The 16,038-nt window shown below is 34.7% G+C and carries 14 protein-coding genes and 1 pseudogene; 5 read left to right on the top strand and 10 right to left on the bottom strand.

Annotation, left to right across the window (positions count from 1 at the left end):
• The first annotated feature begins 76 nt into the window (after positions 1 to 76).
• Entirely contained in the window at positions 77 to 469 is a 393-nt protein-coding gene (locus HF197_RS02715; protein WP_168464172.1) for a thioredoxin family protein, read from the top strand.
• 49 nt (positions 470 to 518) lie between these two features.
• On the opposite strand, the gene HF197_RS02720 is transcribed toward HF197_RS02715, so the two are convergent.
• The 10 genes and pseudogenes from HF197_RS02720 to HF197_RS02765 form a co-directional block, all read right to left on the bottom strand.
• Complete coding sequence (locus HF197_RS02720) at positions 519 to 1,775, bottom strand: ankyrin repeat domain-containing protein (protein ID WP_168464173.1); 1,257 nt, start codon at positions 1,773 to 1,775, stop codon at positions 519 to 521.
• Between the two features lie 108 nt (positions 1,776 to 1,883).
• Positions 1,884 to 3,092 (bottom strand): ankyrin repeat domain-containing protein, encoded by a 1,209-nt coding sequence (locus HF197_RS02725; protein ID WP_168464174.1) that lies wholly within the window; start codon positions 3,090 to 3,092, stop codon positions 1,884 to 1,886.
• Between the two features lie 177 nt (positions 3,093 to 3,269).
• Positions 3,270 to 4,571, bottom strand: coding sequence for a hypothetical protein (locus tag HF197_RS02730; RefSeq protein WP_168464175.1), 1,302 nt, complete (start codon positions 4,569 to 4,571; stop codon positions 3,270 to 3,272).
• Positions 4,572 to 4,629: 58 nt separating this feature from the next.
• The gene (locus HF197_RS02735; RefSeq protein WP_168464176.1) at positions 4,630 to 6,408 is read right to left on the bottom strand and encodes a hypothetical protein; all 1,779 of its coding nucleotides are present in this window, start codon (positions 6,406 to 6,408) and stop codon (positions 4,630 to 4,632) included.
• A gap of 125 nt (positions 6,409 to 6,533) precedes the next feature.
• Complete coding sequence (locus HF197_RS02740; RefSeq protein ID WP_168464177.1) at positions 6,534 to 6,818, bottom strand: HU family DNA-binding protein; 285 nt, start codon at positions 6,816 to 6,818, stop codon at positions 6,534 to 6,536.
• A 163-nt stretch (positions 6,819 to 6,981) separates the two neighbouring features.
• Complete coding sequence (locus HF197_RS02745; RefSeq protein ID WP_168464178.1) at positions 6,982 to 8,928, bottom strand: coiled-coil domain-containing protein; 1,947 nt, start codon at positions 8,926 to 8,928, stop codon at positions 6,982 to 6,984.
• Between the two features lie 150 nt (positions 8,929 to 9,078).
• A pseudogene (gene tnpC / locus HF197_RS02750) lies at positions 9,079 to 10,422 on the bottom strand (IS66 family transposase).
• A gap of 137 nt (positions 10,423 to 10,559) precedes the next feature.
• The gene (locus HF197_RS02755; RefSeq protein ID WP_369800016.1) at positions 10,560 to 11,204 is read right to left on the bottom strand and encodes an ankyrin repeat domain-containing protein; all 645 of its coding nucleotides are present in this window, start codon (positions 11,202 to 11,204) and stop codon (positions 10,560 to 10,562) included.
• Positions 11,155 to 11,289, bottom strand: a complete 135-nt coding sequence (locus HF197_RS07645) for an ankyrin repeat domain-containing protein (protein WP_369800017.1) — start codon at positions 11,287 to 11,289, stop codon at positions 11,155 to 11,157. Before HF197_RS07645 ends, HF197_RS02755 begins: the two co-directional genes overlap by 50 nt.
• Before the next feature lie 192 nt (positions 11,290 to 11,481).
• The gene (locus HF197_RS02765; protein WP_168464181.1) at positions 11,482 to 11,997 is read right to left on the bottom strand and encodes a hypothetical protein; all 516 of its coding nucleotides are present in this window, start codon (positions 11,995 to 11,997) and stop codon (positions 11,482 to 11,484) included.
• Between the two features lie 261 nt (positions 11,998 to 12,258).
• Here HF197_RS02765 and HF197_RS02770 point away from each other — a divergent pair, with 261 nt between their 5' ends.
• The 4 genes from HF197_RS02770 (at position 12,259) to HF197_RS02785 (ending at position 15,997) form a co-directional block, all read left to right on the top strand.
• A complete protein-coding gene (locus tag HF197_RS02770; RefSeq protein WP_168464182.1) occupies positions 12,259 to 13,404 on the top strand; it encodes an ankyrin repeat domain-containing protein in 1,146 nt (381 codons plus the stop codon).
• 98 nt (positions 13,405 to 13,502) lie between these two features.
• Positions 13,503 to 14,051, top strand: coding sequence for an ankyrin repeat domain-containing protein (locus HF197_RS02775; protein ID WP_168464183.1), 549 nt, complete (start codon positions 13,503 to 13,505; stop codon positions 14,049 to 14,051).
• Between the two features lie 113 nt (positions 14,052 to 14,164).
• Positions 14,165 to 14,941: an ankyrin repeat domain-containing protein gene (locus HF197_RS02780; protein ID WP_168464184.1), complete on the top strand. Its 777-nt coding sequence runs from the start codon at positions 14,165 to 14,167 to the stop codon at positions 14,939 to 14,941.
• A gap of 75 nt (positions 14,942 to 15,016) precedes the next feature.
• Complete coding sequence (locus HF197_RS02785; RefSeq protein WP_168464185.1) at positions 15,017 to 15,997, top strand: ankyrin repeat domain-containing protein; 981 nt, start codon at positions 15,017 to 15,019, stop codon at positions 15,995 to 15,997.
• Positions 15,998 to 16,038 lie beyond the last annotated feature (41 nt).

The following is a 16,038-nucleotide window of genomic DNA, read 5'->3' on the forward strand; positions in this document are numbered from 1 at the left end:
ATCAATGTAAATCTCATAACCTATTCATAAAATTTTTACTATTTTATGACATAGCTTACATTTTTAGAGATATACTATGAGTATTACAAACCCAAGCAGTAAAGATTCTAAGTCGAATATTGTAGAGTTAAATAGTAAAAATTTTGATTCTGAGGTTCTACATCCAAAAGGGCCTGTGATGGTAAAATTTTATGCAACGTGGTGTGGACCATGCATGCAAGACATGCAAGGTTTTAAAAAATTCGCTGAAGATAACAAAGATAAACTCAAGGTTTGCAAGCTTGATATATATGATGAATCAGATATTGCAAGATTGGATATTGCAACAAAGTTTGGTATTGAAGCTACGCCAACTTACGCCCTATTGAGAAAGGAAGTAGGTAGTGGTGCATATGAGAAATTATTCTCTGATTATGCAAGAGATCAAGATTTAATGGCGTTAGAATATGATGCTTTAAATAGCTACTAAGCTATGAGCCTTTGCTTATTAAATTAAAGTTAAATATTCAAAATGCACCTTAACCTTTTGTTGGAATATCCGCAGATTTAGGTCTTAAGCATTCAGGAGTTAAAACATTCCTTAGTGCAGTAAAAGTGCCGATCTTTGAGCCATTTATGATTTCTTCTTTAGCTATTTCTTCTTCGAGCGCTGATTTTATAACACAACAATATATCGCTGCAAATACTAATGTACCAATAATCATAGTAGATTCAGACACAATGGCAGCAATATCATCAATATAAGGAATTAAAGTGGCAATATATATAGAACACGCCACTAATGGCACTAATGGCATTGCACCAATAACCATAACAAACTTATCAATCGGATCAACAGTATCTGCACCATTTTCTACTAGAAGCTGTACTATTTTTTTTCTGCTTTCTCCTTTGACGTGGTTAATAGCATAATATAGAGGAGTATACCTAGATTTGTTTCTCGCATTAACCTTAGCATCTTTTGCTATTAAAAACCTCATTACTTCTACGTCATCTACACAATGAAGAGGAGTATTTCCATACTTGTCTCTAGCATTAACATCAGCGTTCTTTTCTTTTACTAAAAACTTTACTACTTCTATTCTAGACCTTTTGACAGCTTTATGAAGAGGAGTCTCTCCACAATTGTTTTTAGCACTAACATCAGCACCTTCTTCTATTAAAAATTCTGCTACTTCTTTGTCAGGCCTTCCTGCAGCTACATAAAGAGGAGTATTTCCATCATGGTCTCTGGCATTAACATCAGCGTTTTTTTCTTTTACTAAAAACCTTACTACTTTTATGTTAGATGTTGTGGCAGCTATATGAAGACAAGTCTCTCCATTATTGTTTATAGCATCAACATCAGCATCATTTTCTATTAAAAGTTCTACTACTTTTGGTTTTGGGTCATAACTTTCGACAGCTGTATGAAGACAAGTCTTTCCATATTTGTTTATAGCGTTAACGTCAGCACCTTTTTCAATCAGAAGTTGTATTATTATCCATCCTGTGAGAAGAATTATAAAATGACGAATCTCATCAGTTTCCCCACTATGCTCCAATAATCTACTACCATGTGTTAGGATAGCTACATGAAGAGGAGTATTTCCATCTTTACCTTTCGTATTAACACTGGTATTATTTGCCGTAAAAAATTCTACCATTTTCTTTCTACCTACCTCAGTAGCAGCACGCAGAATATTATCTCTCAACTCATCTGTAATATTAACATCAGCATAACCTTCGAGTGCTTGCTCGACAGCATCAAATAATTGTTTCATTAATTCGTCCATAATAGCCTACATTTGTATAAAGTTAATTAATTAATAATATCATATTCAACATATAATGTCAATTATGGGACCAACTCTTTATCAATTGATACCCCCCTCAACATGCGCTTAAGAACAATGCGCTAATAGTAGATTAAGTCTACTTTTATGATCATTACCTAAAAACTTATTTACATATTGAGTAATGATTACTTTTTCAAGTGGATTAGCTACAGAATCAGATATTGGTATGATCTCCTTTCCATTGATGCTCCCTGTATCTATCCGTTTGTACAGAGAACTTATTTTTTCTCCTTTCTCCACTTTGCTGGACAAGATATTAGCATACATCGGGAACTGCTGAAAATTATTAGATCTTAACTCCTCTAGGTTTTGACGAATTTCTTCGTTTATAAAGCATCTAGCTAATTTAGTGTCGTCCCTTGTTCTGAGAAAGTCACAAAGTGTTACGCTTTGATCGCCAATTTTACCAAGCTCAATACCTCGCATTAATTCAACCTCAGCCTTGCATCTATTCCAGTAGGGTGATGAGCATAAATGGCTTCCAGAATCGGCCCCTGAGGCTATTAACTCTTCAATTATATTTAAATCTCTCCTATTAATGGCAATTGATAGTGCAGTTACACTAGAATTATCCTGTAGGTCAATATTAACATCTGTGCCTATTAATCGTCTTACAGCATACAGATTACCGATTTTAACAGCATGATGTAATAAACCATCCATTTGTTGGCATCTCTCTAATTTTCTCACTGTACAAGCATGAAAATAGCATATGTCAATGAAAGTATAAATCAGAAAAGTAGCAATGAATGGCACACCATAAAAGGTGATAGGTGTTAATAACGTAAGTAACCCGAGAGTTGGCACAGAATGCATATTAACAGAGGCAGCAAAAGAGTCTGCTAATACAGGATTCATAGTAAAACATAATGTAAAAGAGGCCATTAATATCAGAGCCACATAGGGAAAAATGCTCATTACTGTGTCACCCGTATATCCATTATTTAAGTGATAAGCAAAAGGTCTTTTCGTAATAGTAGACCTAATGTTTTCATAATATCCTAAAAAAACAGCTAAGCTTAAAGTTTCATCTTTTGCTTTGCTAATATATGCCCCTCCTGTAATTAATAGTTCTGCTATTTCTTTACTATTGTACCCTATGGCAATATCAAGAGGAGTCAGTCCATAACAATCCCTATCATTAGCATCTCCTGCTTGAATTTTCCTTCTAACATCTGCTAAATTGCCACACCGAATTGCGTCATGTATTGTATGATGCCGTGCTTGTAACTGCTCTCTGTCTAACCCCAACATAGCCACTCACTAAAATATATTTAGTATATTTTATTTTAGCATAATAAGCGAAGAGGGTTTAATAAGAGTGAAGATGGAAGATTGTTTAAACAAAAAATATCCGTTAATGATTCCGATTTTCTCCAACATCGACAAGTTTCAGAGCCTTACCCCATAATCATGAGGTAAGGCACCTTCTTAAAGTTCATCGTGAACACGCGGTATATCAGGAAGCATTGGAGCTGATATTGGCACAACATTTGGTAAAGAAACCGTTTGTGGTGCCGAGATATGTGGCTCATTATACAAATTATCATTACGAATAGAGCACATGAGTTTGTAAAATGATAAAAAATCAGGTGCTTTATCTCTGTAAAAATTCTTATCGTACATACCTTTTAACAATGGCTCAAAGCCCGCACTTAAGAATTTATCTGCTCCGCTTATGCATCTACCTGCACGACTTTCCAGGCTCTCTCCAAGATATTCATCTGCATTCTGACCATTACCTGTAAGTGCATTATTCTGTCTATCACCTGCAAGTGCATTATTCATTGCTATACAGCTATCTTTTAGAACTTGTACTTTAGCATTTATTCCATCAACTTTCTTAGCATCATGAAATGTTTTATTTATATCTGCTTCCAGCTCTTCTAAATTAACAGAAAAATGCTTAGATAGAAAAGGTAATTTAGCAAGAGAAGCTGAGTCAAGTAGGTTCTTCTCTGCTCCAAGTATTACACTATAAGCATCTAGTGTTGGTAATATTTTATCAAATGAATAATCTGACACTCTGCTTATCAGACCACGCTCTTCTTGTAGGGTTTTAGTTAGTAGATCACGAATCTCTTGAACATTGCTTTTTTCTGTTTCGATTTTATAAAATTCTTCCAGTGCGGCATCTAAGTCAGCCTTTATATCTGTAAGCTTAGATTTAGTTACCATTTTTAGAACGCAGTCTTTACATGAAGCATCATCTTCTTTCATGGTTCGTGTGCATTTGTTCATGATTTTTGCATACACCTGCATAAAGAACTTCAACTCCTCAATAGATTCTTTTGCGCTCTCCGCATGTTTTCTTGCACGTTCTAAATCACCTACTTTCATTGATGCATCAGCTTCTGCCAGATGATATTTTTTAGTGTTTGTAACTATATCAGCCGCCGCATGAGACATTTTTTGGATTATGCTGTTATGCAGATGGGTATAACTATTAACTTCCCTGTCAATTGCTGAATCTATTTTATTGAGTAAATTTTCCAATTTTTCCATTTTTTCTTTTGTATAGTTTTTGCTTATGGCATATTCTTGATAGTCATATATAGCCACGCCTTTTCCATTTATATCTTTTGCATAATTCATTACTTCAAATAGTTTTTTTGCTTCTTGTAGCACTTTAATTTTTCTTGATGAAACCCCAATTTCACTCGAAGGACTTTCTTTTTCTAGATGATCTATGAAATTTACTGCATATTCTACTCTTTCAAGAAATTTCTCCATTTTTTCATTTCTCTGTGTTACCAATAGATTGTAACTTTCATAATCTTTGTGGCTATGTTCACAAAGATCCCTTTGCCCACTTCCAAAAACCTTTCAAGCTAATTTCTTGAGATTCTCTACAACTTCTACTTGCAACTAGATACACCCTTTCTGCTTCTGCTGCTTCTGCTATTAAAGTCTTTAATTCTTTTACTAGATCTGTTAAATCATCAACAGCTTCAACAAAACTACTACTTGCTTTTGGTACATCTACAATCGATTTTGTACTCTCAATTAACCTTGCTTCACCAGAAGGTCCTGGCTTTGGATCATTACCACCAGGTCCTCCATTGGAATCATCATGATCATCTTTCTTACCGTGAGGATTTTTAAAAGGCTTGCAATTTGGAGTAGTGAGAATGAAATTTTTTTCGGCAAGCATTTTTCGAACAGTTTCGTTTTTTTGTGCATCACTAATAGCTTGCTGAATTCTTACTTCATCTTTAGAATCTAGATCGCGGACAATTTGCTGTAACGCATTTCTTTCTCGTATTGCTTCTTTGTACTTAGGTGAATCTGACCCAAGTTTTTCTTCTTTTTCAATAAGATTTAAAATACTTCTGTATCCTTCCAGTATTGCGTTGATTTCACCTCTTAATTCTTCAGTGCTTATTACCTGCTCATCATGTTCTTCTAATTGTGCACACATAGCATCCGACTCTTCTTTACTGCGCGCAATTTTACCTTCTAATCTATCGTGGTGCTCTTGGATAGTGTTTCTAAAATAAGAAAGAAAATCTCCTCTTGGAGTTTTTGATATATCGAAATCATAATGGTAATCATCGTAACTATCGCCACCATCAATGGTTTCTTCTCTTACGACCTTTCCCTCTTTGTACTTGAGTTTATCTAGTGATTTAAGTAAATTGCTATAGATAAATTTCATATATGTCTGGTATCGAATTAATAAATCTGAGCACGGTGCTTCGGGGTAAAGTGTAGATATCAGATCTTTCAAAAACCATCCTCTTACCATGTTAGCTGTGTCTGAGTTAAGCCCTGATACTAGTGTTGGCATTATATTATGTAAAAACTCTTTTATTGTATATTCAACTTCAAGAGTTCTAACAGCTCTATAAACTAAATAGAGAAACTGTATCAACTCATTATTACCCTGTAACGGGTTTTTGTGTTCATTTGTATCTTGAGCTACTTGAGCTTTAAACTCCGTTGGAGTCATTTCATCAGTATAATAACCTCCTCTGTCGATCCTTTCAAAAGTTCTTGCAAGAGCTCCATTTAAGTTTGCATCATACCTATCAATTGCTCTTTGTTGAACTCTATTTAAATCATTAAATTCTCTTTGAAGTTGCTCAGCATTGATTCTGTATTCAGCTAAATTACCCTCTGTTAGTGATTCCATGGATTTCATAGAAGCGTCAATGATTCTTGTTACCAAATCATCAAGAAGATCTAAAATTATTTGACTACTATGTAGCGAATCATATGTCATATAACCCAAACGCACCCCTCTATCATGTGATGGCTCAGGAATAGAATTTGTTAAATCAGTAATGAATTCACACTCTGCTCTTGAGAAGGTGGCTGAGTGAAGTATATCACGCGTAACATGGGGTAATCTAGGTGCGCTTATTCTACTTCCAAGATCGCTCGGTCCAGAAAGGATCCAATGTATTTCTTCCAAGACAATACTGTGCGGTCTCCCTTCTAGAACTTGTGCTGGTGGTGGAGTAGGTTGCGGTTGTAATTCTATTCCTTCTTCCTCATCCTTTTGACATTCCTTACATACACAACTGCCCCTCTTTACTCTTATTAGATCTTCTTCATTGTAAGACATATAAACCCTCAAAAATATTAATTTTCAGGTTACATAATATAAAAATTGAGTTAACTATATGTGAATACTATTCTTTGCATATGTATTGACACTTTGTAAAAACGTAATAATTGACAGTGTTATGTTTAGTTGAGAGACTTCTTTAATGTATCACTTATGCTAAATTTTACTGCTTTGCGTTTTGGTATTGTCATAATCTTCTTTGCATATGGATTATATGTTTTCCTTGCTGCACGTTCTACAGTTTTTAATGAACCTATTCCTTGCAAGCTAAGTCTATATCCCCCAAGCAGAGCCTGTTCAGCAACATCAAGAATTGCATCGTACATTTCATCAATAGTAGCTTTTTTAATTGATAGTCTTTTTGCAACTTCATCAACAATGTGAGCTTTACCGCAAACTTTGGTCATAAATTTTCAATTCAAACTATTATACGTAAGTTATTTAGTTTGTGTAGTCAATAGTTTTTTAGATGAAAAGCCGTTTCTATTTAAGATATCAACTATAAATAGTAATATATTAGTATATATTAAAAATAGCCAGTCAGTAAAACGACTCAAAGAGAGACAGAGGTTATCCCCTCATCCTTTCTGCTGCTGATACAAAATTTAATTCACTCGCATTTGGGTCAAGGATAAGATTAGCAGGCAATTCACGCTTTTGTGCTAACTTTACCCTTTTTCCATGTTCTTGAGCCTCCAGATTCAGTTGATCTTCAGGAGTTAACAACTCTTCTTTTGGCCATATTGTTGCTTTTTTATCATCATTTTGTAAGCCGCCATAACATAAATCTAACTCATCATATGCAGCTATTTTCACATTGGGTTCTTTAAGATTTTCAATTGCTTTTTTTGCTTTTGCTACACTTGTATCTTTAAAAATATCACTTTCTGAAAAAAGTATAGGTAATAATTTTAACGCGAAATTGAGTGTGCTTAGTATAGTTGTTCCACTATTAATATCTCTAGCAGGAATACCATGTGTCATTGGGTTCATTTCTTGTAACATTTTCAATAAATCATCTATTCCCCCTTGTTGTAAATGTTGCGCGATGGAGCTAATCATAATTTCAGCAGGGCCTTGCGGATCGCTTGTTGATGATGTTTGTCGCTCTATCAAGTTACTTGATAGAATCTTTTGAAGATCTAATGCATTAAAAGTAAATGACTTTACGAACGTCACATCTTTGCTAAGCCCACCAGCATAGTGATTAAGCTTTACCATAGCAATATATAGGCATGAAACCTGCATAGAATGCAATGCATTATCAATTTCTTTTTCGTCTATCTTGCTATACTCCATACGCGTTAATTTACCATAAAAATTATTAATCAGCCCTATAGATCTTTGTGCATCATCTGTTTTACTTGGATCTAGTATACTCAATGCTATCTCTAGCGTGCCATCGTTCATTAGTGGCATAATTATATTAGTAAACAACTCAAGAAAGACTGGAGAAGAAATATACCGTATTCTCTCTTCGTATGCCTGTGAAAAAAATGCAGTGATAAATTTAGGTAAAACCTGTAGACACCATAAAGCACTTTTTAAGCTGTAACATTTATTAACACTATTATATACAAGCAATTTTTTACATAAATCATCACTAGGATCGCTTCTCCACCTCTCTTTGTCATCTTCCAAATCCTTTATTTCTTTTTCTAATTTATCTTCTGACTTATCACATTCACTTTTTACTTTTTCAAGCCGTCCTTTTTCTTTTTCTAAATTATCGCAAAATTTAAGAAATCTTTTTATGTCGTCAACAGCTGGTACTTCTTGATTTTCTAGCCCATTTACTAACTCAACTACAACATCATAAAGACTTTCTATTTTAGTTTTGCCTTTATATTTTCCAATATTCTCTTTAGCTTTCTTCAGAATAGTCTGCATGTAATCAGTTTTTGGAGTTAGCTTTGCATCTACATGAGTAACTAGTTCATGCAATGATTGAATCATTGATTCTAATGGTTCCTTGACTTCATTGTAAGATTTTCCCAAATTATCTTTATCTTTATCAACTATTTCCTGAACTTCATCTCTTTTAGCTTTGATATTTGCTTGAATTGTTGAAAATTTACTTTCTTCACTCTCAGAAAAGAAAATTTTATAATCATCAGAATGAAAATCTTGGATTGAAGCTATTAAATCTTGAACTTTGTCTTTTACTTCCCATTTCCTGCTATAACTTAGTTCAAGCCTTTTCAGCTGACCTTCTATCAATTCAACCTCTCGTTTTAACTTTAAATGCAGCTTTTCTTTGGTTTCAATATTATCCTTGAGTTTTTCACGTAACTCTGCCAATTCATTGAAGAGAATATCAATGTCATTTTTTAAAAGTCTAAATTGCTCTAAATCTTCACCGTGTTTCTTTTTAACTTTTGCAAAAGTTTCTTTTGCTTTTTCCAATTTTTCATTAATTCCATCACGTTGCTTTTTCACTAACGCATCTTTTACTGATTCAAAATTTTGTTGTGTAACACCTGCCTTTTGTTTAACTACTCCAATATAGCTATGCATTCCATTGTATTTATTTTGATATCTTTGTTTTTTTTCTATTAGAGATGTTTTTTCTTTCTCTACTTTATTTTTAGCTTCTTCTTGATAATCTAATTCTTTTGCTGTGGAATGTGACTTTTTTGTTACTTCGTATCCATTCAGGTGTATGACTTAAGAAGCAATAGCCAGTAGGTTTTGAAAAGGATTTAACTTCTTTTGCCTCCAAGTCAAGTACAATGAAATTATCCTCTCAAGAAACATATTTCCCCGTTTCGATTGTGTAAAATATGAAACTTTTCGGTAAACAACGTTCAGCATAGTTGTTTGTCAGTGGAATATTTTCTGGATCGTCCAAAAATTTCCACATCATCAGATCCGATTTCATGATATTTTTTGCTACTCGAGACGCTCCAATTGCCTCAGGTAAATTTGATATATTCTTTAAGTAATATCTCGTTCGCTTGCGTAATTTTCTTGCTCTTCTTATGAACCTTAATGTGTCTATTTCATCCTTTAACAGAGCTTTTTTCAATGCAAATAATTCAGTAGCAACATTCCTTAAATAATACCCCAAAACTTTCACTTCGCTATTCCAACTATGAGACAACCTTTCAAAATCTCTTGCTAAATGTGCCCAACAGACCTGCCTTTTCTTGCTGGAAAAGTAGTTGTAAGCTGCATATCTGTCGGTCACTACTAGGTTGTTATTCTTTCCAAATTTACTATTTTCCAGGACTTTCATCCCTCTTGACTCTGTCAATTTGATCACACTTCCTATTTTGCTCGCAAACATCCAGCACCAGCCCTGTTTACCTTTGTTGTAATGGCTAGTTTCATCGATATGTAAAATTTTGCTCTTGCTTACCTCTTCCTCAATTTGCTCATATGCTTCTTGGCATTTTTCTGCCACTCTAGCCTCGCTATTTGATACACTACCGACGCTGATATCCAGGTTGAAAATGTCCTTTATAATATTTGCCACTTCTTTTTTCGAATTCTTGTAAAATCCACTTAATGCTGTAATTACTGACTTAACTCTTGGACCAAATGTGTCCGCAGTTACTCCTTCTTGTAGCTTGCTACTTTTTCTTTTTCCACATCTTTTGCAACGTCCATGCTCTAGTTAATATTCAACTACATACGGCTTGATTTCCGGCAAATCGACCTTTTGATGAGTATACGGATCTTTTGATACCGCAATTTCTCCTCTGCACTCACACGTATTGGGCAGTTCTATTTTTACCATCTCATCTGCCTCCATTTTAGGGCGGTAACTGCCTTTATGTCCAACCTGTGCTCCTACTTTCCTGTCACTTTTTGGCTTATTTTCCCTCATCTTATATAATTCTTTGGAGCTTGGTATAGATGAATTTTTTGAATTTAAGCCAAGCCTTTCTTTTAACTCAGCGTTTTCGATCCTTAGCGCTTTATTTTCTGCTTTAAGCTCTTCTATTTTTGTTTCTAACTTTTCTATAGTCTGCTTAAACTTTTGCAAAATTCTAAAAGATCAACCATATTACCTCACAGCCACTCTAGTTTACCTTTTTAGCATTCCTTGTCTACTCTTTATTTTACCGCCCGGCTGAATGGATACCCCCTGTTAGCTCTGACTGCAACTTCTTCAGCTGATTTAATATAGCCATAATGTACCCCTACATTATGGCTACTGTACTTACTACATCAGTGATAGGTTCAAATAATTTTACTATATCCTCTGGTGTTTTGCCATCATCGTTTGTAATACTAAAATTTGCACCGCGTTCTGTGAGCAATTTTGTTACTGCAGTATGTTCTTTCTGAGCTGCAAAGTGCAGTGGAGTATTTCCACCTCCACATTTAGCGTTTATATTAGCACCACGTTCTATCAGTAATTTTGTCATTTCATACTTCCCATCATTTGCTGCAAAACATAATGGTGTACCTGAATGCGTGCCCCTATAATTAACATCAGCACCACTTTTTATCAGTGATTCAATTACTTTCAGTGGTTCAGTTACTTCTCTGTAGCCTCCTATTACTGTCTGGATTAGCAATTCATTACTGTACTCTTTAATAAAATGTTTATGCCCTTGTTTATCAGCTATGTCTAGAAATGTATTACCATAGTTATCCTTAATATTAAGGTTCGCACCGTGTTTCATTAATAATTTTACTACTTCTATTTCCCCTATCCAAGCTGCCCAATGCGCGAGCGTAAAGCCAAATCTGCCTTGAGCATTAATGTCAGCATTATGCTCAATTAGAAGCTTAACCATTTCCATACTTACTACCCAGTGTATAATTACTATCTCGAGCATTAATATCAGCACCTTTTTTTATTAACTGTTCAGCTTGCTTCAAGTTGTTGTCTTTAACTGCCTGGTGTAGAGCGGTAGAGGCCATAGCGTATATCTTAGAAATTAATTATAGTTAAATATTACCATAAGTTTTTTAATTTATTGTTAAATTAGCATATATAATATAGCTTTCACAGGCTTTCTTGTCATCCTATGGTTTGATTATATGATCCAGTCAAAAAGAGCTGGATCCAGCGCCACGCGCTGGAATGACACCATTTACTAGCTATTTAAAAAACTATGCAGAATGCTTAAGATATTTTTCTTTCACGATAAGAAATACTTGTACTCCTGCAAGTAAGCAGAGGCTCAATATTGATGCATAAGAGAATTTAAAAATTAAATCCCTCATGTATATTGACAAGCACTTGTCTACAGGAAACTTGTATAGTAATCCAGCACAGACAACAGCGCTATCAATTACTGATGCTATAATTAAAGTGGTAAAATTTGCTATATGAAAATTATTAAACTTAGATCTTAATTTGTCAAAAATAATTATGCCTGAAAGTAGTGATATTATAATTGCAGCATATGAAAACAATATCATTAAACTAAAATTCTGCAATTTTAAAATACAGCACAGAACCGTACACATGATCAAGCCGTAAATTGCTTGCTTTCTGCCGTAAAACTCAGCTATTGAGTGTATAACTAAAGCAGATCCAATAAATAAAGCAGCACATATCATCAACTTGTTTGAAGTGTTGAGCAGCAAAAGACTGATAAAAAGAAGAATCGATAAAATAGACATAACTAAACTCACTTTTAATTTCAATAGTGCATTATATAATAAAAAACTATTTAGACTAATAAAAAATATAATTTGCAGATTTCGCCCTTGCCAGCTTGACTTTGCACATATTTAACGTATTTCATTATAAAAAAATAACCTACCACCTTAGTTTTATATTTAAATACTTAATTTATGTCTTTTATAATGAAATACATTGATTTTTATGTCTAATTATGTAATAATTAAGTATAAATATTTATTTTTTAACAAGGAAGAATTATGATAGGCAATAATAAACCTCCTCTGATCATAGCTGCTGAAAAGGGAGATCTAGATGAAGTTAAGAGATTAATAGAAGCCGGACAAGGTGTTGATGTTAACGAAAGAGATAAAGATGGACGCACTGCTTTACATTGGGCTGCTTGCAATGGATACATAGAGGTAGTAAGGTTTCTTCTAAGTGCAGGAGCTAACGTTAATGCAAAAGACAATAACGGCTGGACTCCTTTGTATTATGCTGCTTATAATGGTAACTCAACGTTAGTACAAGCTTTACTTAGACAAGAAAATATAGATGTTAATGCAAAAAACAATATAGGTGAAACTGCTTTGCTTTTTGCTGCTCTTTGGAATCGCTTAACGTTAGCAGAAGCTTTGCTTGAACACCCAAAAATAAAGGTTAATGCAAAAGACAAATACGGATATACTGCTTTACATCTGGCTGCTGGAAGTGGCCACATAGAGATAGTGGTGTTTCTAATAAATAAAATTGACATTAATACAAAAAATGATAGTGGATTCACTGCTTTATATTGTGCTGCTAGAAATGGTCACACAGAGATAGTGAAGCTTCTTATTGGTATAGAAGGAGTTAACGTTAATCTTACAGATGAAAATGGAAGGACTCCTTTACATTGGGCTGCTTTTAAAGGCTACACAAAGATAGTGGAGCTTCTCTTAAGCAAAAAAGCTAATGTTGATGTAAAATGTGGTAATGGAAAAACTGCCTTGCATTACGCTGCTGAAAGAGGTCACACAGAAATAGAGAAGCTTCTAATAGATGCAAAGAATGGTATCAGTGTACAAGAGAACGATATAGAGGATGATATAGAGAATGATAGTAGCACTCCTTTAGATCATACAAAACGGCACACAGTTAAACGGGGGCTTATGATAGGCGGATCTGTAGGACTTGTGGCTGCAATGTTTACTAGCATCATTGCAAGTGTATCTTACACTAAATTTTACACTGACTTGTCTGGATCAGAAGTATTTGACATATCTTTTGGAGCCAGCATTTTACTTGTGGCAGCTACTTTAGCAGTCATTTATTGTGTAATGAGCAGACCAAGAACTGAAATGCAAAGCACCAGCAAGACTAAATTCGTGGAAAATGAACCAACACCCACCACTTCACCGAGCTAGAACGCTTAGCAAATGAAGCGGATTTCGCTCTTGCCAGCTTGATTTTTCATATATTTAAGTGTATCGTAATAAAGTTATCACGATTATAGGAGTGCCTCATGCCGAGTGATGCAGTTAACGTATTTACTATTTTACAAAAACCTTATCCAAAATTATATAATGCATTTAGGGAGTGGGAAAAAAATGGTTCTAACATACCTTCCGCGTCTCTCATTAATGAAAGCAAGAAAGGAACGACTCCTCTGCATTTGGTTACTAAGGCAGGTCGCTTAGATTTAGTAGAATTTTTTCTTACACATGAAAAAATAGACGTTAATGCACAAGACAATAAAAAATGTACTCCCTTGCATTATGCTGCTGAAAAGGGTGACGACGAAATAGTAGCAGCTCTTTTAAACAAAGATGGAATCAGTGTTGATGAAAGAGGAAAAGGTGGAATGACTCCTCTTCACAAGGCTGTTATCGGTAATCACGAAAAAGTAGTGAAGCTTCTCATAAAAAAAGGTGCTGATGTTGGTGCAAAACGTGATAAGGGAAAAACTGTTTTGCATTATGCTGCTGAAAAAGGTGACATGAAGATAATGAAGCTTCTAATAGACAAAGGGGCTAATCCCAGTCAGAAGATAATAATAAATACACTCCTTTAGGTCTTGCAAAATGGAATGCAGCTAAAGAGGGGCATACAGTAGGTATCATTGTAGGTGGCTCTGCAGGACTTTCTATTGTAGTGCTGGGCTTTACGCGTGTATTTTCCACTGACTTGCCTGGATCAACAATATTGATCATAGCTTTCGTAGCTGGCCCTTTATTATTTTTGTTTACTTCCACCCTTTATTATGTAGCAAACAAACCCAGTACTGAAACGCAAAAACTCCTTAATCCTGAATACATAAATGAGCAGTTGCGTAGAGCTGCCGCAAGGGGAAATACGGATAAAGTGCAGGAATTAATGCGGGAAGTAGATAATCTTGACGCAGCAAACAGTAAAGGGTGGACTGCTTTGCATTTAGCTTCTAAAAATGGTCACTACAAAATAGTAGCAACTCTTTTAACTCGTAACAACGTTAATATACAAGGAAAAGATGGAATTACTCCTCTTCATTTAGCTGCTATCAGCGGTCACAAAAATGTAGTGGAGCTTCTATTAAGCAAAGGAGCTGAGGTTGATGCAAAAGATAATTGTGGAAAAACTCCTTTGCATAATGCTGCTGCAAGAAGTAAAATAAATATAATGTATCTTCTAATGGATGCAGGGGCCGACCCAAGTACAAAAGATAAACATGAAAGAATTCCTTTATATTATGCAAAACGTTATGCAGCTGCAGTGGGTGGTATAATAGGATTTCCTACTGGAGTGCTTACTGGCGGCATTGCGTATGTACCTTCCGCTAGCTTGCCCATAGCTTTTTTAGTTAGCTTTTTAGCATTTGCTATTACTTCCTTAATTTGTTATGCAATAATCAAACCTAGCACTGAAATGCAAGCACTTCTTAATCCTGAACCCGTGGTAAATGAACAAGAAGTTCCCTCTCAATAAAACTCACAGGATATTTGACTTTTATACCTAATTATGTAATAATTAAATATAAATATTACATAATTAGAAAAGATTATGGCATCTGACTTGAATGCGCAATTGCTTAAAGCTGCTAAAGAGGGAATTATAGGTAAAGTTAAGAAATTAATAAGAAAAGGAGCTGGTGTTAACGCAAGAGATAACAAATATGGCTGGACTGCTTTACATTGGGCTGCTTTTAATGGTCACACAGAGGTAGTGGTGTTTCTTCTTGGTAAAGGAGCTGATGTTCATATACAGAATTACCATAAAGAAACACCTTTACATTTGGCCGCTCAAATGGGCCACAAAGATGTAGTGGAGTCTCTTATAAACAATGGAGCTAAAGCTAAGATTAATGCAAGAAGTAAAAGTGGATGGATTTCTTTACATTATGCTGCTTGCAATGGCAAAAAAGATGTAGTGGAGCTTCTCATAAAAAAAGGAGCTAAGATTAATGCAAAAATTAAAGGTGGATGGACTCCTTTACATTTTGCCGTTCTCAATGGTCACAAAGATGTAGTGAGGCTTCTAATTGAAAAAGGAGCTAATATTTATGCAGAAGTTCATGGAATTACTGCTTCACATGTGGCTGCTTTTGCTGCTAAAAATGATTACAAAGATGTACTTCATTTGTTAGAACAAAAGCGTATAGAGTTAGAACAAAATAAAAATGCATCGAAAGTTGGTTATATAGTACTTGCAGGATTTATAACTATGTTGTCAGCTTGCGTTATACTTTCACTTACCAATTATCTGCCTCCATCAAAAACATTTGGTATATGTTTTAGTATGGGTATAGGAATTATACTCATGAGTTGTTATGTTATTAGTACGTGTGTTGATGCTAGCAAAAGCAGAACACTGTACTGGAAGACAAAACCTCTAAAAGTGCATATACAGTGGTCAATAAGCAAGAAGGACAGCAGCCACAATCTAAATCTGACATGCCAAACCTCAGCGGTATTGAGCACACGGCAAGTACACAAGGAGTTACTCCTTAACAAAACTCACAGGCCATTTGACTTTTATATCTAATTATGTAATAATTAAGTATAAATATTTAATTATCAATAAAG

The organism is Wolbachia endosymbiont of Ctenocephalides felis wCfeT, assembly GCF_012277295.1.
In the GTDB taxonomy this organism is placed as follows: Bacteria; Pseudomonadota; Alphaproteobacteria; order Rickettsiales; family Anaplasmataceae; genus Wolbachia.